The organism is Halomonas sp. A40-4 (assembly GCF_015767635.1).
In the GTDB taxonomy this organism is placed as follows: Bacteria; Pseudomonadota; Gammaproteobacteria; order Pseudomonadales; family Halomonadaceae; genus Vreelandella; species Vreelandella janggokensis.
This window is the reverse complement of the sequence record NZ_CP065230.1, coordinates 3554968-3579540: the sequence shown is the minus strand read 5'-3', so window position 1 is coordinate 3579540 and position 24573 is coordinate 3554968. Positions and strand designations below refer to the sequence as shown.

Sequence of the window (24573 nt, the reverse complement as noted above, 5' to 3'; positions counted from 1 at the left end):
AGCATGAGCATGAGTACTAGCGAACAAGCCTTTACTCTGACGCTGGATGGCGTTGACGTCAGTGCGTACCACGGTGAAAGCCTCTGGCAGGTCGCCAAGCGCGCTGGCGAGACCATTCCGCACCTGTGTTTCAAGGACGCCAGCGGTTACCGCGCCGATGGCAATTGCCGGGCCTGCATGGTGGAGATCGAAGGCGAGCGCGCCCTGGCCGCCAGCTGTCTGCGCATGGCGACGCCAGGCATGGTGGTCAAGAGCGCCAGTTCCGAGCGCTCGCGCACGGCCCGGGAAGGGGTCATGGAGATGCTGCTGGTCGACCAGCCAGCCCGCGAAGACAGCCCCGACCGTTCCAGCCATTTCTGGGCCATGGCCGACCAGCTGGCCATCGATGCCACGGCGGTACGCCGCAAGCTGCCCAGGCGCGACGAGCGACAGGCGCCCACCGTGCATCATGTGGCGCCACGTAAAGACGCACTGACGAAGGACAACAGCCACTCTGCCATGAGCGTCAATCTCGACGCCTGCATCGAGTGCAACCTGTGTGTGCGTGCCTGTCGCGAAGTGCAGGTCAACGACGTTATCGGCCTGGCGCACCGCGGCGCGGCCTCGAAGATCGTCTTCGATTTCGACGACCCCATGGGCGACAGCACCTGCGTGGCCTGCGGCGAGTGTGTTCAGGCCTGCCCCACCGGCGCCCTGATGCCCGCCACCGTGGTCGATGAGGCGGGCCACGGTGACTCCGCCGCGGCCGATCGCCAGGTCGACTCGGTATGCCCCTACTGCGGGGTGGGCTGCCAGCTTACCTACCATATCAAGGACGACGAGATTCTTTATGTGGAGGGCCGCGAAGGGCCCTCCAACGAGAATCGCCTGTGCGTCAAAGGGCGCTTTGGTTACGACTATCCGCGTCATCCGTCGCGGCTTACCGTGCCGCTGATTCGCCGGGAGGGCGTGGCGAAAGGGCTCGACCCGGACTTCGACCCCGCCCAGCCCCTGACCCATTTCCGTGAGGCCAGCTGGGATGAGGCGCTGGATTTCGCCGCCAAGGGGCTTGTTGACCTCAAGGCCGCCCATGGTTCGGACGCCTTGGCGGGCTTCGGCAGTGCCAAGTGCTCCAACGAAGAGGCGTGGCTGTTCCAGAAGCTGGTGCGCACCGGCTTCGGCTCCAACCATGTGGACCACTGCACCCGGCTGTGCCACGCCAGTTCAGTGGCGGCGCTGATGGAATGCATTGGCTCCGGTGCCGTGACCGCCTCTTTCATGCAGGCCAGCCAGGCCGATGTGGTGATCCTTATCGGCTGCAACCCGGCGGTCAACCACCCGGTGGCGGCCACCTTCTTCAAGCAGGCGGCCAAGCGCGGCACCAAGCTGTTGATCCTCGACCCCCGTGGCCAGGCGCTGGATGCCTACGCCCACCGGAGCGTGCGCTTCTCGCCGGGGGCCGACGTGGCGCTGTTCAACGCCATGCTCAATGTGATCATCAGTGAAGAGCTCTATGACAGCGCCTATATCGCCGAGCACACCGAGGGCTTCGAGGCCCTCAAGACGCATACGGTGGACATGACCCCCGAGGCAATGAGCGGCCTGTGCGGTGTCGAACCCGAGACCATCCGCGAAGTGGCCAGGCTGTACGCCACCGCCGAGCGGGCGATGATCTTCTGGGGCATGGGTATCTCCCAGCACACCCACGGCACCGACAACGCCCGCGGCCTGATCTCGCTGGCGCTGGCCTGCGGCCAGACCGGGCGCCCCGGCACCGGTCTGCACCCGCTGCGTGGCCAGAACAATGTTCAGGGTGCCTCCGATGCGGGCATGATCCCCATGGTGATGCCGGATTACCAGCCGGTCAGCGATGCGCAGGTGCGTGCGGCCTTCGAGGAACTGTGGAATACCCAACTGGACCCTACGCCGGGTCTTACCGTGGTGGAAATCATGGACGCTATCGCCACGGGCACCATTCGCGGCATGCTTATTCAGGGCGAGAACCCGGCGATGTCCGACCCGGACCTCGACCACGCCCGGGCGGCCCTTGCCAAGCTTGAGCATCTGGTGGTGCAGGACCTCTTCGTCACCGAGACCGCCCAGTTCGCCGATGTCATCCTGCCAGCCTCCGCCTGGCCCGAGAAGAACGGTACGGTGACCAACACCAATCGCCAGGTGCAGATGGGGCGCGCGGCCTTGCCGCTGCCGGGGCAGGCCAAGCCGGACTGGTGGATTACCCAGGAGATTGCCAAGCGATTCGGCCTGGACTGGAACTACCAGCACCCGCGGGACGTCTTCGCCGAGATGCAGCAAGGCATGCCCTCGCTGGACAATATCTCCTGGGAACGCCTGGAGCGCGAGCAGTCGGTCACCTACCCCTGCTCGGCGGAGGACGCGCCGGGCGCCGACGTGGTCTTTTCCGAGGCCTTTCCCACCGCCAGCGGCCGGGCGAAATTCTCGCCCACCCGGCCACTGCCGCCGAATGAGCCGGTGGACAATGACTACCCAACCGTATTGACCACCGGCCGCCAACTGGAGCACTGGCATACCGGTTCCATGACGCGCCGCGCCAAGGTGCTGGATGACCTGGAGCCAGAGGCGGCGGCGACCCTGGCGCCCGTTGAGTTTGCCAGGCTGGGAATGGCGCCGGGCGACGACCTGACCATTGCCACCCGGCGAGGGTCCGTTACGCTCAAGGCGCGGGTCGATCCCGGCATGCCAGAAGGCATGGTCTTCCTGCCCTTCTGTTATGGGGAGGCCGCGGCCAATCTATTGACCAACCCGGCACTGGACCCGGTTGGCAAGATTCCGGAGTTCAAATATGCCGCCTGCCGGCTGAGCTGCCATTCTCCCAGTAAAAAAGAGGCACCGTTAAGCGTCTAAAAAAGCATGGCCCGCGTCAGCGGGCCATGTCCTTCAAGTCACCATCCTGGCAGTTTTAGCCTTGGGCTGAATTCACCCCTGGGCTAATTGCAGCGAAGGCGTATCGTATTCCAGGTTTTCGAGCATCCGGGTGGCATACCAGTCGACAAAATCGATCACCCCGAACTCATAGGTCTCGGAGTAGGGGCCGGGCTGGTAGGCCTTGGAGTTGATGCCCCGTTGGTTTTCTTCGGCGAGTTGACGGTCCTGGTCGTTGGTCGCGTCCCACACCTGGCGAAGCTGGTCGGGGTCGTAGTCGACGCCTTCTGCGGCATCCTTGTGGACCAGCCACTTGGTGGTCACCAGGGTTTTCTGGGGGCCAAGGGGCAGCACGCGGAAAACGATGGCGTGGTCACCCATGAAATGGTTCCAGGAATTGGGCAGATGCAGGATGCGCAGCGACCCCATATCGGCGTTGGGCAAGCGGCCCATCAACTTGTCGCAGCCGGGCTTGCCATCCATCGTCATCGAGACAATGCCATCCAGCATGGGGGTTCGCGTCATCCGGTTACGCTGGCCAAAGCGCTTCAGCTGGTAGGGGACTTGCTCACGATCCCAATCTGCCTGCTTGCGCGCCACCAATGCCTTGTAGGCGGGCGTGGCGCGGGGGTCGTCGGTGTCATCAAATTCCTGCAACGAGTTCAGCAGCTCAGGGTGCGCGCCGTTGCAGTGGTAGCATTCGCGGTTGTTTTCAATCACCAGCTTCCAGTTGGCTTGCTCGACGATGCTCGACTCCGTGGCGACCTTGACGTTGTCCATCTGGTACGGCTCAAGATAATGCTCGAGCGTTTCCAGGAACTCGTCCATGGCGGGCGGTTCATCGCTTAGGTTGATAAAGATGAAGCCCCCTGCCGTGCGGACATGGACCGGCTTGAGGCCAAATTGATCAAGGTTGAAGTCGCTGCCCATATCGCTCCCGGCGAACAGCAAGCGTCCATCAAGCTCGTAGGTCCACTGGTGGTAGGGGCAAACCAGTTTTGCCACCTTGCCCTTGTCCTTTGTGCAAAGCCGTGACCCGCGGTGGCGGCAGACATTGTGGAACGCATGAATCGTGCCCTCACCGCCGCGCACGATGACGATGGGATTATCACCGACGTCCAGCGTCATGAAGTTACCCTTGGTGGGTATCTCGCATGTCATCCCGGCGAACAGCCACTCTTTCTCGAAAATCTCCTGCATATCAAGCGCGAACAGGCGGGCGTCGTTATAAAACGGCTGCGGAAGCGAAAAGGTGCGCTTTCTTGTCTGCAGCATCTCGACCGTTGACTCACGAGCCGCGGCAAGTGGGTCTTCCATTGTATTCAGCACATGTTTTTCCATACCAGTATCCTCGTAAACCACTGCTTCCCCCTCAAGGGCTGCGAGTCGGCCGTTAGTCAAGATTGCTCAATCTTGTTGTTCTGTCGCGTAACCTGGCGCTTTGTTCATACCCGACCTGCATCGAGTGACAGATTGTGTGGCAGGCGCCTCACTGCCGGTTATCCAGCCGCGACATCAGGTGATGTAGTGACGACTAAAAAGGCGATTTGCAGACGATAAAGAGTGTCACGAGGTAAGCGCGCGTCGCTGTCAGGCAAGTCGGTTGGCAGGCGCGTCCCCAAAATGCAGCTCAACGGTACTGGCCGCATGAAGAATGCGGTTGAGTGATGCATAGCGATGAAGGCTGGTCAGGCAGAGGCGACAATGACAACTAACTACTTCAACCCGGTCACGACCCAAACCTGGACCAACGGCCGACATCAGGTACGTTGCGTGAAGGTGATCCAGGAAACCCAGGATGTACGCACGTTCTGCTTCATGGCCGAGCAGCCGGTGCTGTTCTTCTTCAAGCCGGGGCAGTTCGTGACGCTGGAGCTCGAGATCGACAATGAGTCGGTCATGCGCTCCTATACGATTTCCAGCTCCCCCTCCATCCCTTACAGTTTTTCGATCACCGTCAAGCAGATTCCGGGGGGCAAGGTCTCCAATTGGCTGCATGCCAATTTAAAGGTCGGCGACGAACTGGTCGTGCATGGGCCGGTCGGCGATTTCAACTCGATCGATTTTCCTGCTGAAAAGGTGCTGTTTCTTTCCGGGGGCGTTGGCATTACCCCGTTGATGTCGATGACCCGCTGGCTGTTCGATACCAACGCCAGCGTCGATGTTGAATTCGTGCATAGCGCCCGCGCCCCTCGCGATGTTATTTATCACCGCGAGCTGGTGCACATGTTTTCGCGCATCCCTGAGTTCAAGCTGCATATCATTTGCGAGAGCAAGGAGGATATCGGCGAGGCCTGGGCGGGCTACCGTGGCTATCTCACCCAGCCGCTGTTCGAGCTGATGGTGCCGGACTTCATGGAAAGGGAGATCTTTTGCTGCGGTCCACCCCCTTACATGAACGCCATCAAGAACATCCTGCGTGCCAACAACTTCGACATGAATCACTACCACGAGGAGCTGTTTGGCGCCACGCCGCTCGACGTTCGTGAGGATGTGCGCGAGCTGGCCGAGCAGGCCGAGGTCGAAGCCGAAAACGTCGATACCAGCGAACTGCACAGCATCGAGTTTGCGTCGACGGGCAAAAGTGTCCGCATCCAGCCCGAAGAGACGGTTCACTCGGCGGCGGCGAAGCTTGGCCTGCATATTCCCAAGGCCTGCGGTATGGGGATTTGCGGCACTTGCCGGGTCGCGCTCAAGTCGGGCGAAGTGGAAATGGAGCATAACGGGGGGATTACCGAAGAGGACATTGAAGATGGCTACATCCTGTCTTGCTGTAGTCGTCCGAAGGGCAACTTAATCGTGGATTTCTAGTGGCACATGATAGGTGTATTCGCTGATGACGACGCTGCCGAACAAGCCACTGGCCATTGGGTTTGTGCTCTTGCACCGCTTTACGCTCTTTCCATTCGCCGCCTTCGTCGACTGCCTGCGCCTGGCCGCCGATGAAGGCGACCGTAGCCGCCAGCTACGTTGCCACTGGCATTTCATGACCAGTGGTGGGCAGGCGGCACTCTCCAGTTGTGGCGCGACGATCTCACCCTGTGAAGCGTTTCGCGACCCCGGTGAGTTTGACTACATCGTGGTGATCGGCGGCGTCCAGGAGGAACAGGACGCCACCGATAGCGCCGCCCTCGCTTACCTGCGTCAGGCGGCAAAGGTGAATGTGCCATTGATTGGCGTGTGTACGGGCGTATTCGCTCTGATTCAAGCGGGTTTGATGACGGGGCGTCGCTGCTGCATCAGCTGGTATCACCATCGCGACATGCATCACCGTTTTCCTGGTGCAGAGCCTGTTGCGGATCGCTTGTTCATCGACGATGGCGACAGGATCACCTGTGCCGGAGGAGCCGCCGCGGCGGATCTTGCGGGCTACCTGGTAGAAAAGCATCTGGGTAAGGCGTGGGCGATGAAGAGCCTGAACATCATGCTGCTTGATGAAGCCCGAAAAGGCGCCCATCCCCAACCGCAACCCGTCGTATTCGGCAAGGTCGACGACCGGCTGGTACGCCGTGCCATCGCAGTGCTCGAGCAGCACCTCGGGGAGATCATCTCGATGGATGAGCTGGCCGGGCGGGTGGGGACATCCCGCCGCAACCTGGAGCGTCGCTTCAGCGACGTGCTGGGCGTTGGCCCCCAGAAATTCGCGCGGGATTTGCGCCTTCGCTACGGCGCCTGGCTACTGCATTACACCGGCAAAAGCATTACCGAGATAGGTGAACGCTGCGGCTTCGCCGATACGGCCCATTTCTCACGCCATTTCCGTACCGCCTTCAATATGACGCCGTCGGAAATGCGCAAACGTGCTGGCTCGCCTGGCAATGATCAGGTCGATCCTTTCTTTCTTCATATTGATGGCCGCCTGGCGGTCTGAGGTGGCTTTCTCAGGCCGCCTGGGAAGCCCCCTAAAACCGTCGGTCGAACAATGGGTTGCTGTTTTACATGCCGGGCGTTCATGAAATATGTCGCATTTGTTCAATTTATTTCAGCGAGCCTTGCGTATTAATAGTAGTCAGCTAACGCACTGGCATACCCGGCTCAACCGGCTGTCACTTCAGCAACCAGATCGTCCATGTCGCAGCTGCCGATAACAACAGGAGATGTTTATGAACCCTTCCACACTTGCCAACTTCGATTCCCAGATTTCGGCGGCCATCGCCGATGAGGTAGCGCGTCAGGAAGCGCATATCGAACTGATTGCTTCCGAGAACTATGCCAGCCGGGCGGTGATCGAGGCGCAGGGCACGGTGCTCACCAATAAATACGCCGAGGGCTACCCGGGTAAGCGCTACTACGGTGGCTGCGAACATGTGGATGTGGTCGAACAGCTGGCGATCAGTCGTGCCTGCGATTTGTTTGGTGCTGAATATGCCAATGTTCAGCCACACTCCGGCGCCCAGGCCAATGCGGCGGTTTTCATGGCGCTCATCAAACCCGGCGATACGGTGTTGGGCATGAGCCTGGCCCATGGGGGGCACTTGACCCACGGTGCCGCACCCAACTTTTCCGGTAAGCATTACCATGCCGTGCAGTACGGCCTGATTCCGGAAACCGGCGAAATCGACTATGCAGAAGTTGAGCGTCTGGCACGTGAGCACCAGCCGAAGATGATCATTGCCGGTTTCTCGGCGTATTCGCGGGTCGTCGACTGGCGTCGTTTCCGCACCATCGCCGACGAAGTCGGTGCCTGGCTGATGGTCGACATGGCCCATGTCGCGGGTCTGGTGGCCGCCGGTCACTACCCGAGCCCGGTTCCCTACGCCCATGTCGTCACCACGACCACTCACAAGACCTTGCGCGGCCCAAGGGGCGGGCTGATTCTTTCCGATCACGGTGACGCCGCGCTGTACAAAAAGCTCAATGGCGCCGTCTTCCCGGGCCAGCAGGGTGGCCCGCTGATGCACGTGATCGCCGCTAAAGCGGTCGCCTTCAAGGAGGCGATGAGCCAGGACTTTGTGCAGTACCAGCAGCGCGTGATTAACAACGCCCGTGCCATGGCGAATGTGTTCATGGAGCGCGGCTTTGATGTGATCTCCGGCGGTACCGATGATCACCTCTTCCTGCTGTCGCTGATCAAGCAGGGCGTCACCGGCAAGGACGCGGATGCGGCCCTGGGCCGGGCGCATATCACCGTCAATAAGAACGCCGTGCCCAACGACCCGGAAAGCCCCTTCGTCACCTCGGGGCTGCGTATCGGCACGCCCGCCGCGACATCGCGTGGTTTCGATGAAACGGAGTGTGCGGAACTGGCCGGCTGGATCTGCGACATCCTCGACGTGCTGGCCGAGCGCGGCAACACAGACGCCGTGGAAAGCGAAGTGCGTGACAAGGTCGCCGCGCTGTGCGAGCGCCATCCGGTTTATGGCGAGAGCCGCGAACCCCAAGTAGCGGCCGAGACGGCGCTGTAACGCCATTACGAATCAGGAGACAACCATGCAACGTTATTCAGGATTCGGGCTGGCCAAGCACGCGCTGAGCCATCATGAGAACTGGGAGCGCCAGTGGCGTAACCCCACCCCCAAGAAGCAGTACGACGTGGTGATCGTCGGCGGCGGCGGCCACGGCCTGGCCACGGCCTACTACCTTGCCAAGGAGCACGGTATTACCAATGTTGCCGTGGTCGAGAAAGGTTGGCTGGGTGGCGGTAATACCGCGCGTAACACCACCATCGTGCGTTCCAATTATTTGTGGGATGAGTCGGCAGCGCTCTACGAGCACTCCATGAAACTGTGGGAAGGGCTATCCCAGGATCTCAACTACAACGTGATGTTCTCCCAGCGTGGGGTGATGAACCTGGCCCACACGCTCCAGGACATGCGCGATGTACAGCGCCGGGTCAACGCCAACCGCCTGAACGGTATCGACAGCGAGGTACTCACGCCGGAGCAGATCCAGGCCATCGTGCCGGTGATGGACTGCTCAAAAAATGCCCGTTACCCCATCCTGGGCGCCTCATGGCAGCCGAGGGCGGGCGTGGCACGCCACGACGCGGTTGCCTGGGGCTTTGCCCGGGCGGCGGACGCGCTGGGCGTGGATATTCTGCAGAACACCGAGGTAACCGGCTTCAAGATTCGCGATGGCCGTATCTATGGCGTGCATACCAACCGCGGTGATATCGAAGCGAAAACCGTGGGCTGCGTGGCCGCGGGCAATTCGGGCGTACTCGCCAAGATGGCAGGCTTCCGGCTGCCGCTGGAATCTCACCCCTTGCAGGCCCTGGTGTCCGAACCGCTCAAGCCAGTGCTGGACACGGTGGTCATGTCCAACCATGTGCATGGCTATATCAGCCAGACCGACAAGGGTGACCTGGTCATTGGTGCGGGCATCGACGGCTACAACGGTTACGGGCAGCGTGGTAGCTACCCGACCGTCGAGCACACGCTGCAGGCGGTGATCGAGATGTTCCCCATCTTTTCGCGGGTGCGCATGAACCGCCAATGGGGCGGCATTGTGGATACCTGCCCGGATGCGTGCCCGATTCTGTCCGCCACACCGGTCAAGGGGCTTTACTTCAACTGTGGCTGGGGCACCGGCGGCTTCAAGGCCACGCCGGGATCAGGCCATGTATTCGCCTGGACGTTGGCGAAAAACCAGGCGCATCCCATTGCGGCGCCGTTCTCTATCAATCGCTTCCACACCGGTGCGCTGGTGGACGAGCACGGCGCCGCCGGCGTGGCCCACTAATCGGAGTCAGTACCATGTTGCATATTTACTGCCCCTATTGCGAAGAGCTCCGCGAAGAAGAGGAGTTTCATCCCAAGGGCCAAGCCCACATCACACGGCCTGCAGACCCCGACGCCTGCAGCGATGAAGAGTGGGGCGACTATCTGTTTTTCCGTGATAACCCGCGCGGCATCCACCATGAAATGTGGGTGCACGCCATCGGCTGTCGCAAGTTCTTCAATGTCACCCGTAATACGGTGACCTACGAGATTCTTGAGACTTACCCCATGGGCGAACAGCCACACTTTACGGCGGAGTACCCCGAGGGCAAGCCCGCTGATCAGCTCAATGACGCACAACAAGAGCCGTCGCGCCAGGAAGGAGTTCACGTATGAGCCAGTCGCTGAAACAGCCGAATCGTGTTCGCGAAGGGGGGCGAATTGATCGCGCCCAAACGTTGAGCTTTACCTTCAATGGCAAGCAATACCAGGGCCATGCCGGTGATACCCTGGCCTCGGCGCTGCTCGCCAACGGGGTGAACATCGTCAACCGCAGCTTCAAGTATTCACGGCCCCGGGGGATCGTCGCAGCGGGGGCTGAAGAGCCCAATGCCCTGGTGCAGTTAGGCAGCACCGAAGCCGCCCAGGTGCCCAACGTGCGTGCCACGCAACAGGCCCTTTTTGATGGCCTGGTGGCGCGCAGTACCAACGGTTGGCCGAATGTCCAGCGGGATGTCATGAGCCTGGTCGGCAAGCTTGGTGGGCAGTTTATGCCGCCGGGGTTCTACTACAAGACGTTCATGGCCCCCGCTTCCATGTGGATGACCTACGAGAAGGTCATCCGTAAAGGGGCGGGGCTTGGCCGCAGCCCGATGGAGCGCGATCCGGATCATTACGATCACCTCAACCAGCATTGCGATCTGCTGGTCGTGGGTGCCGGTCCGGCAGGGTTATCCGCGGCGCTGACGGCGGCGCGAAGCGGTGCCCGTGTGATCCTGTGCGATGAGCAGGAAGAAATGGGCGGTTCGCTGCTCGATAGCCGCGAACAGCTCGATGGCCAACCGGCCCACCACTGGGTCGAGGGCGTCGTGAACGAGCTTGCCCAGATGGCGAACGTCACCCTGCTGCCGCGTACCACGGCGAATGGTTACCACGACCATCACTTTGTCACGCTGCATGAGCGGCGCACCGAGCACCTTGGTGAGACGGCGCCGCTCACCGATGGGCAGCGGCCGAGCCGTTCGCGCATGCACCGCGTCCGGGCCGGGCAAGCGCTGCTGGCGACAGGTGCCCATGAGCGGCCTCTGGTGTATGGCAATAACGATGTGCCGGGCAACATGACCGCGGGTGCAGTGTCCACCTATATTCGTCGTTATGGCGTGGTACCCGGCAACAAGCTGGTGCTTTCGACCACCAACGATTACGCCTACCGCGCGGCCCTGGACTGGCTCGATGCCGGCCGTGAAGTGGTCGCCATTGTCGATGCCCGCAAGGCCCCTGAAGGTGACCTGGTCGAACAGGCCCGGGTGCGCGGTGTGCGCATTATCGAAGGCGCCGCCGTGCTGGAAGCCAAGGGCAGCGACCGGGTGACCGGCGCCCGCGTCGCCACCATCGATGCGGAAACCTTCAAGGTTACCGGCTCCTCAGACACCTTGTTGTGCGACACCATCGCCAGCTCCGGCGGCTATAGCCCGGCGATTCACCTGGCGTCGCATACCGGAGCACGGCCAACCTGGAACGACGAGATTCTCGGTTTTGTGCCCAGCCTGGTCAAAGGCGTGCATGCGGCGGGCAGCGTGCGGGGCTTTCATCAGCTCGCGGATGGCCTGGCAAATGGCTGTTCCGCAGCGGCTGAGGCGCTATCGGCGCTGGGCTTTGCGGCAACGCCTGTCGAGCTGCCACAGGTCAACACCTACCGGCAGGGTGCCGCCTGCGCGCTGTACCAGGTGCCCCATGAAAAACCGACCCTGCGCGGCCCCAAGCAGTTCGTGGATATGCAGAACGACGTGACCGCTGCCGCGATCGAGCTGGCGACGCGGGAAGGATTTGAATCCATCGAGCACGTCAAGCGCTATACCGCGATGGGCTTTGGCACCGACCAGGGCAAGCTTGGCAATATCAACGGCATGGCCATTGCGGCACGCTGCCTGGGTAAAACGATCCCGGAAGTGGGGACCACCGTGTTCCGGCCCAACTATACGCCGGTGACCTTTGGCGCCATTGTGGGCCGTCACTGCCGTGACCTCTTTGACCCCGAGCGCTATACCGCCATGCACCAGTGGCACGTGGAGCAAGGGGCCGAGTTTGAAGACGTGGGTCAGTGGAAGCGCCCCTGGTACTTTCCACGAACCGTCAATGGCAAGACAGAATCGATGCACGACGCCGTGGCCAGAGAGTGCCTGGCGGTCCGCCAGGGGGTCGGCATTCTGGATGCCTCGACGCTGGGCAAGATCGATATCCAGGGCCCTGACGCCCGCGAGTTCCTGGGGCGGGTTTACACCAACAAGTGGGCCAAGCTGGCGCCTGGGCGGGTCCGTTACGGTCTGATGTGCAAGGACGACGGCATGCTGATGGATGATGGCACCACCAGCTGCCTGGGCGAGAACCACTTCCTGATGACCACCACCACCGGCGGTGCAGCGGGTGTGATGGAGTGGCTGGAGCTGTGGCACCAGACCGAATGGCCCGACTTGCAGGTGTATTTCAATTCGGTGACTGACCATTGGGCGACGATCACGGTTACCGGTCCTGAGGCACGCAAGCTGCTTGCCGAGATCACCGATATCGACCTGGATCGCGAGACCTTCAAATTCATGGACTGGCGCGAAGGCACGGTGGCCGATGTCCCCGCCCGGGTCTTCCGTATCTCCTTCACGGGCGAGCTGTCCTTCGAAATCAATGTGCAGGCCAACTATGCGCTGCATGTCTGGAAGACGCTGTTCGCGCACGGTGAAAAATACGATCTGACCCCCTATGGCACCGAGACCATGCACGTGCTCAGGGCCGAGAAGGGACTGATCATTGCAGGACAGGAGACGGATGGCTCGGTCACGCCGGAAGACCTCGGCATGCAGTGGGCGGTGGGCTACGACAAGCCTTTTCCGTGGATCGGCAAGCGAGCCCTGACCCGTTCGGATACGCGGCGCGTGGATCGCAAGCAGATGGTCGGGCTTATGCCCAAGGACCCCTCGGTGGTGCTGGAAGAAGGCGCGCAGATAGTGTTTGACCCTGACCACGCCATCCCCATGCCGATGGTGGGCCATGTAACGTCCAGCTATTACAGCCCGATACTCGAAAGCGGCTTTGCACTGGCGGTGATCAAAGGCGGGCATCAGCGGATGGGCGAGATCGTCTATTTGCCGATGGTCGATGGCAAGACCCATGCCGCCGAAATCGTCAGCCCCGTCTTTTACGACCCCAAGGGAGAGCGTCAGCATGTCTGAACATACGTCTGCAACCACGGCAACCGGTATCAATATGTACGATGTTCGCCCTACCGCCGAGGTGCCGGCGGAATCCCCGTTGGCCTGGTCGTACCATCACACGGGGCATCCCGGGGTTTCACAGCGCAGCCGCGTGGTGATCCGTGAGCGCGCCCTGCTAGGCCATGTGGTGCTGCGCGGCGGTGCCATTGTGCTTGATGAAGCGGTCCGGCAGGTGCTCGGTTTTGGCCTGCCGGCGCGCCCCAATACCCTCAGCCAGGATCCAAGCGGCGAACGCTCTGCCCAGTGGCTCTCGCCGGACGAGTGGCTCGTCATCGTCCCCGGTGGCGAAGAGTTTTCCCTGGAAGCCAAGTTGCGCGAGGCGCTGGGCGATGCTCATTATGCCATCGTCAACGTCAGCGGCGGTCAGACGCTGCTTGAGCTCGAAGGCGAGGCCGCCACTGAGCTTCTGATGAAATCGACGCCCTACGACGTGCACCCAGCGGGATTCCCGGTGGGCAAGGGTGTGACCACGGTCTTTGCCAAAAGTAACCTGATCCTGCGGCGTCCTGCCGAGGACCGCTGGGAGCTGGTATTGCGCCGCAGCTTTGCCGATTACCTGTATCGCTGGCTGCTGGATGCGAGCCAAGAGTATGCCATCGGCGTTGATGACTGATGAGTGGAGGTCGGCAAATGCCGGCCTCGACTTTTCCTCACTGAGGGGGAGGGAGAACCTGCTATGCAAGATAAAAATAACCGTTGGATATTGGCGGCTCAGTGTGCAAGTCGGCTTGGCACCGTCGACGTTGTGACGCGTTTTCTAAAAGAACAACGCTGTTACATCACCGAACAACAGTCATTTGACGACCGGCTCAGCGAGCGGTTTTTTATCCGCACCGAGTTCCGTCCCGAGGACGAGACGTTCGATGCGGACGCCTTTCAGTCGGCGTTCGCCGAACGGGCGGCTGACTTTGCGATGAGCTTCGAGCTGACGGCACCCGAGACGCGTATACCGGTGGTGATCATGGTGTCCAAGGCGGATCACTGCCTCAACGACTTGCTCTACCGTTACCGCATAGGCCAACTGCCCATCGATATCCGCGCGATTGTTTCCAATCACCCGGATTTGGCGCCCCTGGCCGAATGGCATGGCATTCCTTACCGCTATCTACCGATTACCCCGCAAACCAAGCCAGAGCAGGAAGCACAGGTCTGGGAAGAAATAGAGGCCGCCGGGGCTGAACTGGTCATTCTCGCCCGCTATATGCAGGTGCTCTCGAGCGGCATGTGCCAAAAGTTAACGGGCAAGGCAATCAACATTCATCACTCGCTGCTGCCCGGCTTCAAGGGGGCTCGCCCTTATCATCAAGCCTACGAGAAGGGGGTCAAGCTAGTGGGCGCAACGGCTCATTATATTAACGATGACCTCGACGAAGGGCCTATCATTACCCAAGGGGTCGAGCCCGTCAGCCATACCGACTACCCGGAAGACCTGGTAGCCAAGGGGCGGGATGTCGAGTGTTTGACGCTTGCCCGGGCGGTGACCCTCCATGTGGAGCGACGTGTCTTCCTGCATGCCAATCGCACCGTGGTTTTTGACCGCTAGTCGTATAATGACAACATCTCTGTAAGGTAGACAAGCATGTCAATCAGTGTTTTCGATCTCTTCAAGATCGGCATCGGGCCATCGAGTTCACATACTGTCGGCCCAATGCGGGCCGCTTTTGACTTCATCGGTGAACTTGGGGCAAGTGAGCTGCTGAACGACGTCACTCGCGTTGAGGTGCACCTCTTCGGTTCTCTCTCCTCAACAGGGGTGGGCCACGGCACGGATCACGCCGTCATCATGGGCCTGATGGGGAAAAGGCCAGATGAAATCGATCCGGATGTTATTGGCCCCTCGATCAGCGCGTTGAAAGCCTCTGAGGTGCTGCTCCTGAACAGCCAGTACAGCGTTCCCTTTCAGTGGCAGCGTGACATGCAGCTGTTCGAGGAAAGCCTGCCGCATCATCCCAATGCCATGCGGCTGATCGCCCATGGACAAAACGGTGAGCTGTACCGCAATACCTATTACTCGGTGGGCGGAGGTTTCGTGGTGGATCAGGCCCAGGCAGATCAAGGTCAACTGGACAGCGATACCACCGAGCTTCCCTATGACTTTCATACCGCGGCCGACTTGTTGACCATGTGTCGGGATAGCGGCCTGCGAATCAGTGAGCTGATGCTCGAAAACGAGCGCGCCTGGCGCAGCGAAGCCGAGATACGCCAAGGGCTTTGCGATATCTGGGCGGCGATGAAAGCCTGTGTGAACAAAGGACTCGAGGCCGAAGGCGTGTTGCCCGGCGGGCTGAATGTTCGTCGGCGGGCGCGTTTGCTGCATCAAAGATTGCAGGCAGTGGATGAAAATCCGTCAGTGATTACCACGACGATGTCGGCAATGGACTGGGTCAACCTCTATGCGCTGGCGGTCAATGAAGAAAATGCCGCGGGTGGTCGCATGGTGACGGCGCCGACCAATGGTGCCGCGGGTATTATTCCGGCGGTATTGCACTACTACATGCACTTCCGCGAAGGGGCCAGCGAGCGAGACGTCGTCGACTTCCTGCTGGCGGCAGGTGCCGTGGGCATTCTGTGCAAGAAAAACGCCTCGATCTCGGGTGCCGAAGTAGGCTGCCAGGGCGAAGTTGGCTCCGCGTGCGCGATGGCCGCCGCTGGCCTTGCGGAACTGATGGGCGGCAGTGTCGCGCAGGTCGAAAATGCCGCTGAAATCGGCCTGGAGCATAACCTCGGGCTGACCTGTGACCCCGTCGGCGGCTTGGTCCAGGTGCCCTGCATCGAGCGCAACGCCATCGCGTCAATAAAAGCCATCAACGCCGCCCAGATGGCACTAAGGGGGGATGGCGAGCACTTTATCTCGCTGGATAAGGTGATCCGCACCATGCGTGATACCGGCGCTGATATGCAGGATAAATATAAGGAAACCTCGAAAGGCGGGTTGGCGGTTAATACGATCGAGTGTTGATGAGGGGCCCGTTCAAGTTTGCAGGCTGTGAGGGGTAGCTTCGCCATGCCGTGTTACGTATAGATTGTCTAACGTGAACAAAAGGAAAGCATGATTTTATAAACGTGTTCAGTCGGCCACGCTGAGGCCATGCCTCACAGCGATGGAGCTGGACACCATGTTTGGACTAAAAAGCAAAACCACCCCTCAGGCTTCAGCGGATGCTGCTGGCGACCACGCGCCCGATGGCGTGCTGAATCAGCATTACTGGATGCCGTTTAGCTCGAATCGGGATTTTCGCGCCAACCCGCGTGTCATCACCGGGGCGGAAGGGCGTTATTACATCGACGACCAGGGCCGCAAGCTTTTCGATTCGCTTTCCGGCCTGTGGACCTGCGGCGCGGGCCACAACCGGGAAGAGATTCAGAAAACCGTGGCGGCGCAGTTGGGTAGCCTCGACTTTGCCCCCGGCTTTCAGATTGGCCACCCGCTGGCCTTCAAGCTAGCGGAAAAGGTGGCCAGCCTGACGCCTGCCGGGCTTGACCATGTGTTTTTCACCAACTCGGGCTCCGAGGCGGCCGATACCTCGGTCAAGATGGCCAAGGCCTACTGGCGCCTAAAGGGAAAGCCCGAAAAGACTCGCATGATCGGCCGCGCCAAGGGCTATCACGGGGTTAACATCGGCGGCACCAGCCTCGGCGGCATCGGCCCCAATCGTAAGCATTACGGCCCGTTGATGGACGTAACGCACCTGCCGCACACGCTCCAGGCGGGTCATGCCTTCACGAAAGGCCAGGCGGACTCAGGCGCTGAGCTTGCCGATGCGCTGCTCGATCAAATCGCGCTCCACGATGCCTCGACCATTGCCGCGGTGATTGTCGAGCCGATGTCCGGCTCGGCGGGGGTGATCGTGCCGCCAAAGGGCTATCTGGATCGGCTGCGCGAGATCTGCACCGCCCACGATATTCTGCTGATTTTCGACGAGGTGATCACTGCCTTCGGGCGCAGCGGCGCGACCACCGGTGCCGAGGCCTTTGGCGTCACGCCGGATATCATGAACGTCGCCAAGCAGATCACCAATGGCGCCATCCCCATGGGCGCAGTAATTGCGTCCAGCGAGATTTTCGATACCTTCATGCACGCGGGCGGCCCGCAGCACGCCGTCGAGTTTCCCCATGGCTATACCTACAGCGCCCACCCGGTGGCCTGCGCCGCGGGGCTTGCTGCGCTTGACATGATGGAGCGCGACAACTTCCCCGCTCAGGTCAATGCCATTGCCCCAAGCTTTGAGCAGAAGCTGCATGCCCTCAAAGGCCGTCAGCACATTGTGGATATCCGCAACTACGGCTTGGCCGGGGCGCTTCAACTGGCCCCCCGCGACGGCGACCCGACGATTCGCCCTCGCGATGCGCATATGGCGCTCTGGGAAGCAGGCTTCTACGTGCGCTACGGCGGTGACACGCTGCAGTTTGGTCCTCCGTTTGGCACTACCGAGGCCGAGCTGGAGCGGCTGTTCGACGCCGTGGCGACCACCCTGGATGCGCTGGCATAAATGATGACGGAGAGTAGAACATGAACGTTGTTTCCCACCTGATTAACGGTGATTTGATCGAAAGCCAGCGCACGCTGGACGTGACCAATCCCTCGACGGGGCAAGTGATTCGCCAAGTGGCAGATGCCAGTGCCGCCGACGTCGAGCAAGCGATTGCCGCCGCCCAGGCGGCGTTTCCCGCCTGGCGCGATACGCCGCCCAACAAGCGCGCCCAGGTCATGTACCGCTTCAAGCAGTTGCTCGAAGATAACGCTGACCGCCTGGTGCAGCTGGTCAGCGAAGAGCATGGCAAAACCCCCGAAGACGCCATGGGGGAGCTCAAGCGGGGCATCGAGAACGTCGAGTACGCCTGTGGCGTGCCGGAGCTGTTGAAGGGCGAGTACTCCCACAACGTCGGGCCGGGCATCGATGCTTGGTCCAACTTCCAGCCCCTGGGCGTGGTGGCGGGCATTACCCCGTTCAATTTCCCCGCCATGGTGCCGCTGTGGATGTACCCCATGGCCATTGCCTGCGGTAACACCTTCATCCTCAAGCCGTCGGAAAAAGATCCCTCCGCAGCCATGGCGGTGGCGGAACTGCTCCAGGAAGCCGGGCTCCCCAACGGCGTGATGAACGTGGTGCACGGCGGTCGTGAAGCGGTGGAAACGCTACTCGATGCCAAGGCCGTCAAAGCCATTTCGTTTGTTGGCTCCACCCCGGTGGCCGAGGCGATCTATACCCGTGGCTCCGCCGCCGGTAAGCGTGTGCAGGCCCTGGGCGGCGCAAAGAACCATGCCGTGGTGCTACCGGATGCCGACCTGGAGAACGCCGCCAATACGCTGATGGGAGCCGCCTACGGCAGCTGCGGCGAGCGCTGCATGGCGATCTCGGTAGCCGTATGCGTCGGCGATGAAACGGCGAATCGCCTGGTGGAAACCATGCTGCCCAAAATCGCCCACCTCAAAGTGGGCCCGGGCACCGAGAAAGGCCTGGATATGGGGCCGCTGGTCACCGCCGAGCACCGCGATAAAGTGCTGAGCTTCATCGAAGACGGCGTCAATGCCGGGGCAACGCTGGTCGCCGATGGCCGTAAGCTGGCAGTGCCGGGCCATGAAGAAGGCTACTTTGTCGGTGGCTGCCTGTTCGATAACGTCACCGCCGAGATGCGTATCTACCAGGAAGAGATCTTTGGCCCGGTACTTTGCGTGGTGCGGGTCGGCAGCCTGGACGACGCCATGCAACTGATCAACGACCACGAATACGGCAACGGCACCTGCCTGTTCACCCGCGATGGCGAAGCCGCCCGCCGCTTTACCGACGGCATTGAAGTCGGCATGGTCGGTGTCAATGTGCCGCTTCCGGTACCGGTGGCTTACCACAGCTTTGGCGGCTGGAAGCGTTCGCTGTTTGGTGACCTTCACGCCTACGGGCCCGACTCGGTACGCTTCTATACCCGCCGCAAGGCGGTTTCCCAACGCTGGCCTTCCGTGAGTGAAGCCACACAGGCGGAGTTCTCTTTTCCTGCCAATCAAAGTTGACGCGCCACAGTAACTAAGACATCTTCTCAGCACCGTCGCACTGCGATGGTGCTTTTTTTGGTGCGTCTTCTAGGCGTAAGACATGAAAGGATGAGTGCAGCGTGGCAAGAACCCAGGACGAAATTCGGCAGACCAACGTGAAAAAGATTCTTCAGGCGGCGGAACAGCTGTTTGCCGAAAAGGGCTACGCGGGAGCATCGATGGGCGAAATTGCCCAGTTGGCCGATATTCCCAAGTCCAACGTGCATTATTACTTTTCGACCAAAAAAGCGCTTTACCAGGACGTCTTGCTGGAGTTGCTAGAGGTATGGAAACAGGATGCGCTGTGTTTTGAGCTCTACGATGACCCCCGGGTCGTGCTTTCCACCTATATTCGCGCCAAGATGAACCACTCCCGCAATCGCGCCCACGGCTCAAAGGTATGGGCGGCCGAGGTGATGCAAGGCGCACCGATTCTGAAAGAATGCCTGCGCGACAACCTCTACGAATGGACCAAGCTCAAGGAAGCCAAGATCAGCGAATGGATCGAGTCGGGCCAGATCAACCCCGTCGAACCTTCCTACCTGCTCTATATGATCTGGGCCTCGACCCAGCACTACGCCGATTTCGACTACCAGATCTACCTGCTCAACGACGATCAACCGCTGGATGACCTGCAGTTCGAAAAAGCCGTGCAGTCGGTGACCACAGTGATTTTAAAAGGCATCGGCCTGACGGCGTGAGCCAGTAAGATACTCCCTTATAGTCAGTTCGATTAACCTAGTGGCCCGCCTGTCACCGTGGTCTTCAAGCCATCAATGATGGCTTGGCCATCTTCGTTCTTGAGCTCATCGTACCAGGCTTGGGTGTGAGTGGCGTCGTGCCCATGGATCATCGCGGCGCGCTTGCGGGCGCGCTGGACGATTTCGCCCACTCGGTCGACGCGCGCCCGGTCGTACTGGGCCAATGCACTGGCAATGGCCGCTGACGCATCCGCATTTCCTTCAAGTGACCGCTGCACTGCTTGGGCAAGTACCCAGGCATCTTCCATGGCTTGGCAGCCGCCCTGGCCTAGGTCAGGCGCCATGCCGTGAGCGGCATCACCCAGCAGGGCAACGCGGGGTGCGGTTAGTGAATCGAGCGGCGGGATATCGTAGATTTCCACCCGGGCCATGCGCGCCGGGTCAAAGTGTTCAATCAGCGTCTGTACAGGCTCGGCCCAGCCCGCGAAGTGTTCGCGTAATTCATCGCGGTAGTGGTCGGGGTCGTTTGTCGTACCGACAGGGAGAGGCACGTCGAAGAAGCAATAAAACTCCTGGGCGCCGTCATCATTACCACCTCTGCCCATGGGCATGAACGAGACCCGCTTAGCGTCCCCCACGTACTGGTCCCAGTGACTCAGCGGTGCCAAGGCTTCATCAGCAGGCACGCGGACGTTCCAGTTCACGTAGCCGACGTATTGGCGCTCCACGGGGTGGCCTACCAACTTGCTGCGCAGCTTTGAATGCGTACCTTCTGCCACGACCAGCAAGTCAGCATTCAGACTTTCGCCGTCATCAAAATGCGCCGCCACGCCGTCCTGGGTGACCGTGTAATCGTCACCGCGACGGCCAAACTGAATATTTTCATGACCTACTGCGTCCAGCAGTGTCTGTTGGAGGGCGGCGCGGGCAATCGGGCAGACGCGCTGGCCGACATCGCCAAACAGCGGTGCCAGGCTGAAGTCGGTCAAGGTCTGGCCGGTGTGGGTCAGGTAGCGCATCTGGGTCATCTCGCCGCTCAAAGCCTCGATGGTCTCACCCAGGCCTAGCTGGTGCATGACCTTGACGCCATTCGGCCATAGCGAAATCGCCGCGCCGACAGGGCGAATGGTCGCCACGCGTTCGACAACCGTGACGCGGTGCCCTTGCTGCTGGAAAGCCAGAGCGGTGCTTAGCCCGCCAATGCCCGCGCCGATAACGAGAATATGGAGAGAGGTGGTAAGAGGGCGGGGCATGACAAACTCCTAGAGCAGTGAAAGAGCACAATGAGCATTAATTCGACAAACCGGTCAACAACAGCCACATTGCGAAGGCTAACTGTATACAAGATTGAGGTTTAATGTACAGGTAATGGTCGGCCGGGCAGGCATTTACGGTGTGCTGGATAACTGAATTAAAAAGCAAAAAAATGCCTGTTACCCCCCTTGAAAACTGTCTGAATGCTCCTATTTTGCGATTTAAGAGGCGCTGCGATGGGATGTGGCGGCCTCTCTTCCCACAATCTGCTTAACGTAGGAGGTGTTCGATATGTTCGATGATCTCAAGCGTTTTGACGTTGGCTCGCCTCAGCGGCTGGACTGGTTCCGCCAATTGCTGGACGACTTCTTGCCCGACGGCAATGCGATGGATATTCGCGCTGTGCCCCATGGCAGCTTCCCTATGATCAATGTGGCCCGCAGCGACGAAGCCGTGCATGTGTATGTGTTTGCGGCGGGTCTGGCACCCTCGGATCTAGCCATTGATGTCCAAGACAATGTGCTGACCCTGCGTGGTAAGCGTGAGTCCGTCGTTGGCAATGAAGAGCGCGAGGGTTCTCGCCCGGTCTTCCGCCGCGAACGCGTCAGCGGTGAGTTCGTACGCGCCATTGCGTTACCGGATGGCGTGGATGCAGACCGAGCCGAAGCCCGCCATGCCCATGGTGTGTTCGAGGTGGTGCTGCCCAAGCGTGAGGAGCTCAAACCACGTCGTATCGATGTTCAAGCGGCTTAAGTCATGTTTATTGCTTGATAAGGAGGGATAAACCATGAATAACGTTGTTCGTTCATCAGATCGTTCACCGCTCCAACAGCGTACCGAGCAACGCGAGCAGGAAACGCTACTACCGGCGGTGGACATCATCGAGGAGTCCAGCGCCCTTACGCTGGTGGCGGATATGCCCGGCGTTACCCACGACACGCTGAAAGTAGAACTCGATAATAATGTACTGAGCTTGGAGGGCGAGATAAACCTGAACATGCCCGAAGGACTGAGTGCGCTTCACGCTGAAGTCCGCGGCCAGCGCTTTGCACGCCGCTTCAACCTCAGTCATGAAATAGACGGTGATGCGATTTCGGCACGGATCATCAATGGTGTGTTGACGGTAACGCTGCCCAAGAAAGATAGTCATCGCACGCGCCGTATCGAGGTACAAGCGGCCTAAAAGCTTGTGCTCTGCCGCCCCCGTACTCTGCTACTGCGTGGGGCGGTACTTTCCATCGTCGCAATTTAAGCTCTATGCTCTACATAAGGAGTGTTCGATACTTCCCTTATCGATAGAGAGGATTGCGTCATGACAGATATAACCGCGTTGCTCGGCAGCGATGCCGAGAGTTTGCTTAATCACACCTGCCAGGGCGTTCCCCGCGATAGCTTACACCTGCCCGGCCCTGATTTTATTGACCGCGTCATGGTGGATAGTGACCGCACGCCGGCGGTGTTGCGCAACATGCAGAGCTTCTTTAACCATGGGCGCCTGGCGGGCACTGGCTACCTTAGCCTGTTGCCGGTGGACCAGGGCATCGAGCATTCGGCAGGTGCCTCTTTTGCACCGAATCCGCGTTACTTTGACCCGGCCAATATTGTCGAGTTGGCGCTTGAAGGGGGATGCAATGGCGTCGCATCGACGCTTGGGGTGCTCTCTTCCGTGGCACGGCGCTACGCCCACAAGATACCGATGATGTTGAAGCTCAACCACAACGAAACGCTGAGCTACCCGGCCATGTATGACCAGACGCTGTTTGCCGATGTTGAGCAGGCACACGATATGGGCTGTGTGGCGGTGGGGGCGACGATTTACTTTGGTTCCCATGAAAGCCGTCGGCAAATCATGGAGATCAGCGAGGCTTTCGAGCGCGCCCACCAACTGGGAATGGTCACCGTGTTGTGGGCCTATCTGCGTAACCCGGCCTTCAAGCAGGAGGGGGCCGATTATCACGTTGCCGCTGACCTCACCAGCCAGGCCAACCACATGGCCGCCACGCTCAAGGCGGATATCGTCAAACAGAAGCTGCCGGAGAACAACGGTGGCTACAAGGCGGTCGGCTTCGGACATACCCATGAGAAAGTCTACAGTGAGCTGACCACTGATCACCCCATCGACCTGGCCCGCTACCAGGTCGCCAACTGTTTCATGGGCCGCGCCGGTTTGATCAATTCCGGCGGTGGCTCCAAAGGGCACTCCGATCTCGGCGAAGCGGTACGCACGGCGGTGATCAACAAGCGTGCCGGTGGTATGGGCTTGATCTCGGGGCGTAAAGCGTTCCAAAAACCGATGCCGGAAGGCGTTGAACTGCTGCATGCAATTCAGGATGTCTATCTCTCCAAGGACGTGACCGTCGCCTGATCTCCTGGCCCTCACGACTCACATGGGGGAACAGAAGGGGCGCTTAGCCAATGGTTTGGTGTATGTCGAAAGCGCCCCTGCCCACCACCACAGCGTTACCGCCCACTTCCACAAAGCCTGTCTTGATCCCGCCATTGGCGCCGGTATGGATAACGCTGGGCCTACCCATCTCAACCCCCTGATGAATCTGGCACTGCAAGGCATCTGGCTGAAGGGAGGCCAAATAGCCGGTCAATGCGGCTGCGGCACTGCCGGTGGCGGGGTCTTCGCAAAGGCTGTTCTCCATGGAAAACATACGACTGTGAATAAGCATCTCGGCACTGTGTAGCTGTTCAGCGACATATAGATAGATCTGCTCGGCACTGCTGTGTGCGACGGCATTTGCCCAGGTGGTTGTTGAAATGTGCACGTTCTCCAGAGCGGTGATATCTGCTAGCTCGATCAAATGAAAGGGCAATCCAAAGGAAGCCAGCACCGGGTTGCCAACCACCTTATGCCCCTCAAGCCCAAGTAGCTCGGCGGCGGTTGCGTGATCAAGGTTGCTGTCCGCGATGCTTGCAGGCTGGGCAGTGGTAAACGTCGCCCTTCCTTGGTTATAGCGTACCGCCAGTTCGCCAACAGGTGGCTGAAGCACCAAGGTTTGATCACGGTTCACAAGCTTTAAAGCGGCCAATAGATGTGCGGTGCCCACCGTCGGATGGCCTGCAAAGGCTAGTTCTTGAGTGGAGGTGAATATCCGCATGGGGAAATGATTCGGCCTAGTGGCGGCACTCAAGAACACCGTTTCAGCCAAATTGAGTTCATTGGCAAGCGCTTGCATGGTGCTGGTCTCAAGCTCTCCAGCCTCTAAAAAGACGGCCAGTGGATTGCCGGTAAATGGCTGGTCGGTAAATACATCCAGCAGGTAATACTCAACGGTTTTCATAAGGCCCCCTGTCAACAGACGCATGTTTCCAAAACGGTTTGCGGCCCTCTCTTCGGGCCTGCTCGCGGCTAATGCCGACATCCTCCAGCAGCCGGTCATCGAGCGTTAACAGATGGCGGCGACTGCGGCGGCATTGTTGATAGTAGCGAAGTTGATAACCTAGCTGGTAGCGGAGTCGGGTAAGGCTGAAGCGCGGCATGGCGAATCCTCAGTGGTGTGTGCCAGACCAGATTACTCAGCGCTGATGTTTTGATACAGATATAGAATTTATTGTTT

Annotated in this window: 20 protein-coding genes; 16 read left to right on the top strand and 4 right to left on the bottom strand. The window is 60.0% G+C overall.

Features of this window, described 5'->3' with window-relative positions:
- The first annotated feature begins 9 nt into the window (after positions 1-9).
- Positions 10-2862, top strand: coding sequence for a formate dehydrogenase subunit alpha (gene fdhF / locus IT895_RS16675; protein ID WP_199284104.1), 2853 nt, complete (start codon positions 10-12; stop codon positions 2860-2862).
- Positions 2863-2934: 72 nt separating this feature from the next.
- On the opposite strand, the gene IT895_RS16670 is transcribed toward fdhF, so the two are convergent.
- Entirely contained in the window at positions 2935-4221 is a 1287-nt protein-coding gene (locus IT895_RS16670; RefSeq protein ID WP_199284103.1) for an aromatic ring-hydroxylating oxygenase subunit alpha, read from the bottom strand.
- Positions 4222-4584: 363 nt separating this feature from the next.
- On the opposite strand from IT895_RS16670, the gene IT895_RS16665 reads away from it, so the two are divergent.
- The 12 genes from IT895_RS16665 (at position 4585) to IT895_RS16610 (ending at position 19753) form a co-directional block, all read left to right on the top strand.
- Positions 4585-5691 (top strand): hybrid-cluster NAD(P)-dependent oxidoreductase, encoded by a 1107-nt coding sequence (locus IT895_RS16665; protein ID WP_199284102.1) that lies wholly within the window; start codon positions 4585-4587, stop codon positions 5689-5691.
- Positions 5692-5716: 25 nt separating this feature from the next.
- On the top strand, positions 5717-6751 hold the full coding sequence (locus IT895_RS16660) for a GlxA family transcriptional regulator (protein WP_092824454.1): 1035 nt from the start codon (positions 5717-5719) through the stop codon (positions 6749-6751).
- Positions 6752-6983: 232 nt separating this feature from the next.
- A complete protein-coding gene (glyA, locus tag IT895_RS16655) occupies positions 6984-8285 on the top strand; it encodes a serine hydroxymethyltransferase (protein ID WP_092824452.1) in 1302 nt (433 codons plus the stop codon).
- A gap of 25 nt (positions 8286-8310) precedes the next feature.
- Positions 8311-9561 (top strand): sarcosine oxidase subunit beta family protein, encoded by a 1251-nt coding sequence (locus tag IT895_RS16650; RefSeq protein WP_066314860.1) that lies wholly within the window; start codon positions 8311-8313, stop codon positions 9559-9561.
- Positions 9562-9575: 14 nt separating this feature from the next.
- A complete protein-coding gene (locus tag IT895_RS16645) occupies positions 9576-9935 on the top strand; it encodes a sarcosine oxidase subunit delta (RefSeq protein ID WP_066314862.1) in 360 nt (119 codons plus the stop codon).
- Entirely contained in the window at positions 9932-12982 is a 3051-nt protein-coding gene (locus IT895_RS16640) for a sarcosine oxidase subunit alpha (protein ID WP_199284101.1), read from the top strand. Before IT895_RS16645 ends, IT895_RS16640 begins: the two co-directional genes overlap by 4 nt.
- The gene (locus tag IT895_RS16635) at positions 12975-13637 is read left to right on the top strand and encodes a sarcosine oxidase subunit gamma (protein ID WP_199284100.1); all 663 of its coding nucleotides are present in this window, start codon (positions 12975-12977) and stop codon (positions 13635-13637) included. The genes IT895_RS16640 and IT895_RS16635 overlap by 8 nt, the downstream gene beginning before the upstream one ends.
- Positions 13638-13700: 63 nt before the next feature.
- Entirely contained in the window at positions 13701-14567 is an 867-nt protein-coding gene (gene purU, locus IT895_RS16630; RefSeq protein WP_066314869.1) for a formyltetrahydrofolate deformylase, read from the top strand.
- A 36-nt stretch (positions 14568-14603) separates the two neighbouring features.
- The gene (locus tag IT895_RS16625) at positions 14604-15983 is read left to right on the top strand and encodes an L-serine ammonia-lyase (RefSeq protein WP_199284099.1); all 1380 of its coding nucleotides are present in this window, start codon (positions 14604-14606) and stop codon (positions 15981-15983) included.
- A gap of 157 nt (positions 15984-16140) precedes the next feature.
- Positions 16141-17514, top strand: a complete 1374-nt coding sequence (locus IT895_RS16620) for an aspartate aminotransferase family protein (protein ID WP_199284098.1) — start codon at positions 16141-16143, stop codon at positions 17512-17514.
- Positions 17515-17534: 20 nt separating this feature from the next.
- Positions 17535-19031, top strand: a complete 1497-nt coding sequence (locus tag IT895_RS16615; RefSeq protein ID WP_199284097.1) for a CoA-acylating methylmalonate-semialdehyde dehydrogenase — start codon at positions 17535-17537, stop codon at positions 19029-19031.
- A 101-nt stretch (positions 19032-19132) separates the two neighbouring features.
- Entirely contained in the window at positions 19133-19753 is a 621-nt protein-coding gene (locus IT895_RS16610) for a TetR/AcrR family transcriptional regulator (RefSeq protein WP_199284096.1), read from the top strand.
- Positions 19754-19785: 32 nt separating this feature from the next.
- Here the strand turns inward: IT895_RS16610 and hpxO are convergent, their stop codons facing one another.
- Positions 19786-21006, bottom strand: a complete 1221-nt coding sequence (gene hpxO, locus IT895_RS16605; protein WP_199284095.1) for an FAD-dependent urate hydroxylase HpxO — start codon at positions 21004-21006, stop codon at positions 19786-19788.
- Between the two features lie 292 nt (positions 21007-21298).
- Between hpxO and IT895_RS16600 the strand changes: the two genes are divergently transcribed.
- The 3 genes from IT895_RS16600 to IT895_RS16590 all read left to right on the top strand — a co-directional run bounded on the left by IT895_RS16600 (position 21299) and on the right by IT895_RS16590 (position 23372).
- Positions 21299-21760 carry an Hsp20/alpha crystallin family protein gene (locus IT895_RS16600; protein WP_085919749.1) on the top strand — a complete coding sequence of 154 codons (462 nt, stop codon included), beginning with the start codon at positions 21299-21301 and terminating at the stop codon, positions 21758-21760.
- A gap of 34 nt (positions 21761-21794) precedes the next feature.
- Positions 21795-22190 carry an Hsp20/alpha crystallin family protein gene (locus IT895_RS16595; RefSeq protein ID WP_085919750.1) on the top strand — a complete coding sequence of 132 codons (396 nt, stop codon included), beginning with the start codon at positions 21795-21797 and terminating at the stop codon, positions 22188-22190.
- A 129-nt stretch (positions 22191-22319) separates the two neighbouring features.
- Complete coding sequence (locus IT895_RS16590) at positions 22320-23372, top strand: class I fructose-bisphosphate aldolase (RefSeq protein ID WP_199284094.1); 1053 nt, start codon at positions 22320-22322, stop codon at positions 23370-23372.
- A gap of 43 nt (positions 23373-23415) precedes the next feature.
- Here IT895_RS16590 and IT895_RS16585 read toward each other — a convergent pair whose 3' ends face one another.
- Together IT895_RS16585 and IT895_RS16580 are read right to left on the bottom strand one after the other, a co-directional pair.
- On the bottom strand, positions 23416-24297 hold the full coding sequence (locus tag IT895_RS16585; protein WP_199284093.1) for a PhzF family phenazine biosynthesis protein: 882 nt from the start codon (positions 24295-24297) through the stop codon (positions 23416-23418).
- Positions 24284-24496, bottom strand: a complete 213-nt coding sequence (locus tag IT895_RS16580; protein ID WP_199284092.1) for a DUF1127 domain-containing protein — start codon at positions 24494-24496, stop codon at positions 24284-24286. The genes IT895_RS16585 and IT895_RS16580 overlap by 14 nt, the downstream gene beginning before the upstream one ends.
- Between the last annotated feature and the right edge of the window lie 77 nt (positions 24497-24573).

Excerpts from the sequence above, each read along its gene's own strand:
- IT895_RS16645 (WP_066314862.1), top strand. The coding sequence starts at position 9,576 with ATGTTGCATATTTACTGCCCCTATTGCGAAGAGCTCCGCGAAGAAGAG.
- IT895_RS16665 (WP_199284102.1), top strand. The coding sequence starts at position 4,585 with ATGACAACTAACTACTTCAACCCGGTCACGACCCAAACCTGGACCAAC.
- IT895_RS16580 (WP_199284092.1), bottom strand. The coding sequence starts at position 24,496 with ATGCCGCGCTTCAGCCTTACCCGACTCCGCTACCAGCTAGGTTATCAA.
- hpxO (WP_199284095.1), bottom strand. The coding sequence starts at position 21,006 with ATGCCCCGCCCTCTTACCACCTCTCTCCATATTCTCGTTATCGGCGCG.
- IT895_RS16620 (WP_199284098.1), top strand. The coding sequence starts at position 16,141 with ATGTTTGGACTAAAAAGCAAAACCACCCCTCAGGCTTCAGCGGATGCT.
- IT895_RS16615 (WP_199284097.1), top strand. The coding sequence starts at position 17,535 with ATGAACGTTGTTTCCCACCTGATTAACGGTGATTTGATCGAAAGCCAG.
- IT895_RS16585 (WP_199284093.1), bottom strand. The coding sequence starts at position 24,297 with ATGAAAACCGTTGAGTATTACCTGCTGGATGTATTTACCGACCAGCCA.
- purU (WP_066314869.1), top strand. The coding sequence starts at position 13,701 with ATGCAAGATAAAAATAACCGTTGGATATTGGCGGCTCAGTGTGCAAGT.
- IT895_RS16650 (WP_066314860.1), top strand. The coding sequence starts at position 8,311 with ATGCAACGTTATTCAGGATTCGGGCTGGCCAAGCACGCGCTGAGCCAT.
- IT895_RS16635 (WP_199284100.1), top strand. The coding sequence starts at position 12,975 with ATGTCTGAACATACGTCTGCAACCACGGCAACCGGTATCAATATGTAC.
- IT895_RS16590 (WP_199284094.1), top strand. The coding sequence starts at position 22,320 with ATGACAGATATAACCGCGTTGCTCGGCAGCGATGCCGAGAGTTTGCTT.
- IT895_RS16640 (WP_199284101.1), top strand. The coding sequence starts at position 9,932 with ATGAGCCAGTCGCTGAAACAGCCGAATCGTGTTCGCGAAGGGGGGCGA.
- IT895_RS16625 (WP_199284099.1), top strand. The coding sequence starts at position 14,604 with ATGTCAATCAGTGTTTTCGATCTCTTCAAGATCGGCATCGGGCCATCG.
- IT895_RS16600 (WP_085919749.1), top strand. The coding sequence starts at position 21,299 with ATGTTCGATGATCTCAAGCGTTTTGACGTTGGCTCGCCTCAGCGGCTG.
- IT895_RS16670 (WP_199284103.1), bottom strand. The coding sequence starts at position 4,221 with ATGGAAAAACATGTGCTGAATACAATGGAAGACCCACTTGCCGCGGCT.
- IT895_RS16595 (WP_085919750.1), top strand. The coding sequence starts at position 21,795 with ATGAATAACGTTGTTCGTTCATCAGATCGTTCACCGCTCCAACAGCGT.
- fdhF (WP_199284104.1), top strand. The coding sequence starts at position 10 with ATGAGTACTAGCGAACAAGCCTTTACTCTGACGCTGGATGGCGTTGAC.
- IT895_RS16660 (WP_092824454.1), top strand. The coding sequence starts at position 5,717 with ATGACGACGCTGCCGAACAAGCCACTGGCCATTGGGTTTGTGCTCTTG.
- glyA (WP_092824452.1), top strand. The coding sequence starts at position 6,984 with ATGAACCCTTCCACACTTGCCAACTTCGATTCCCAGATTTCGGCGGCC.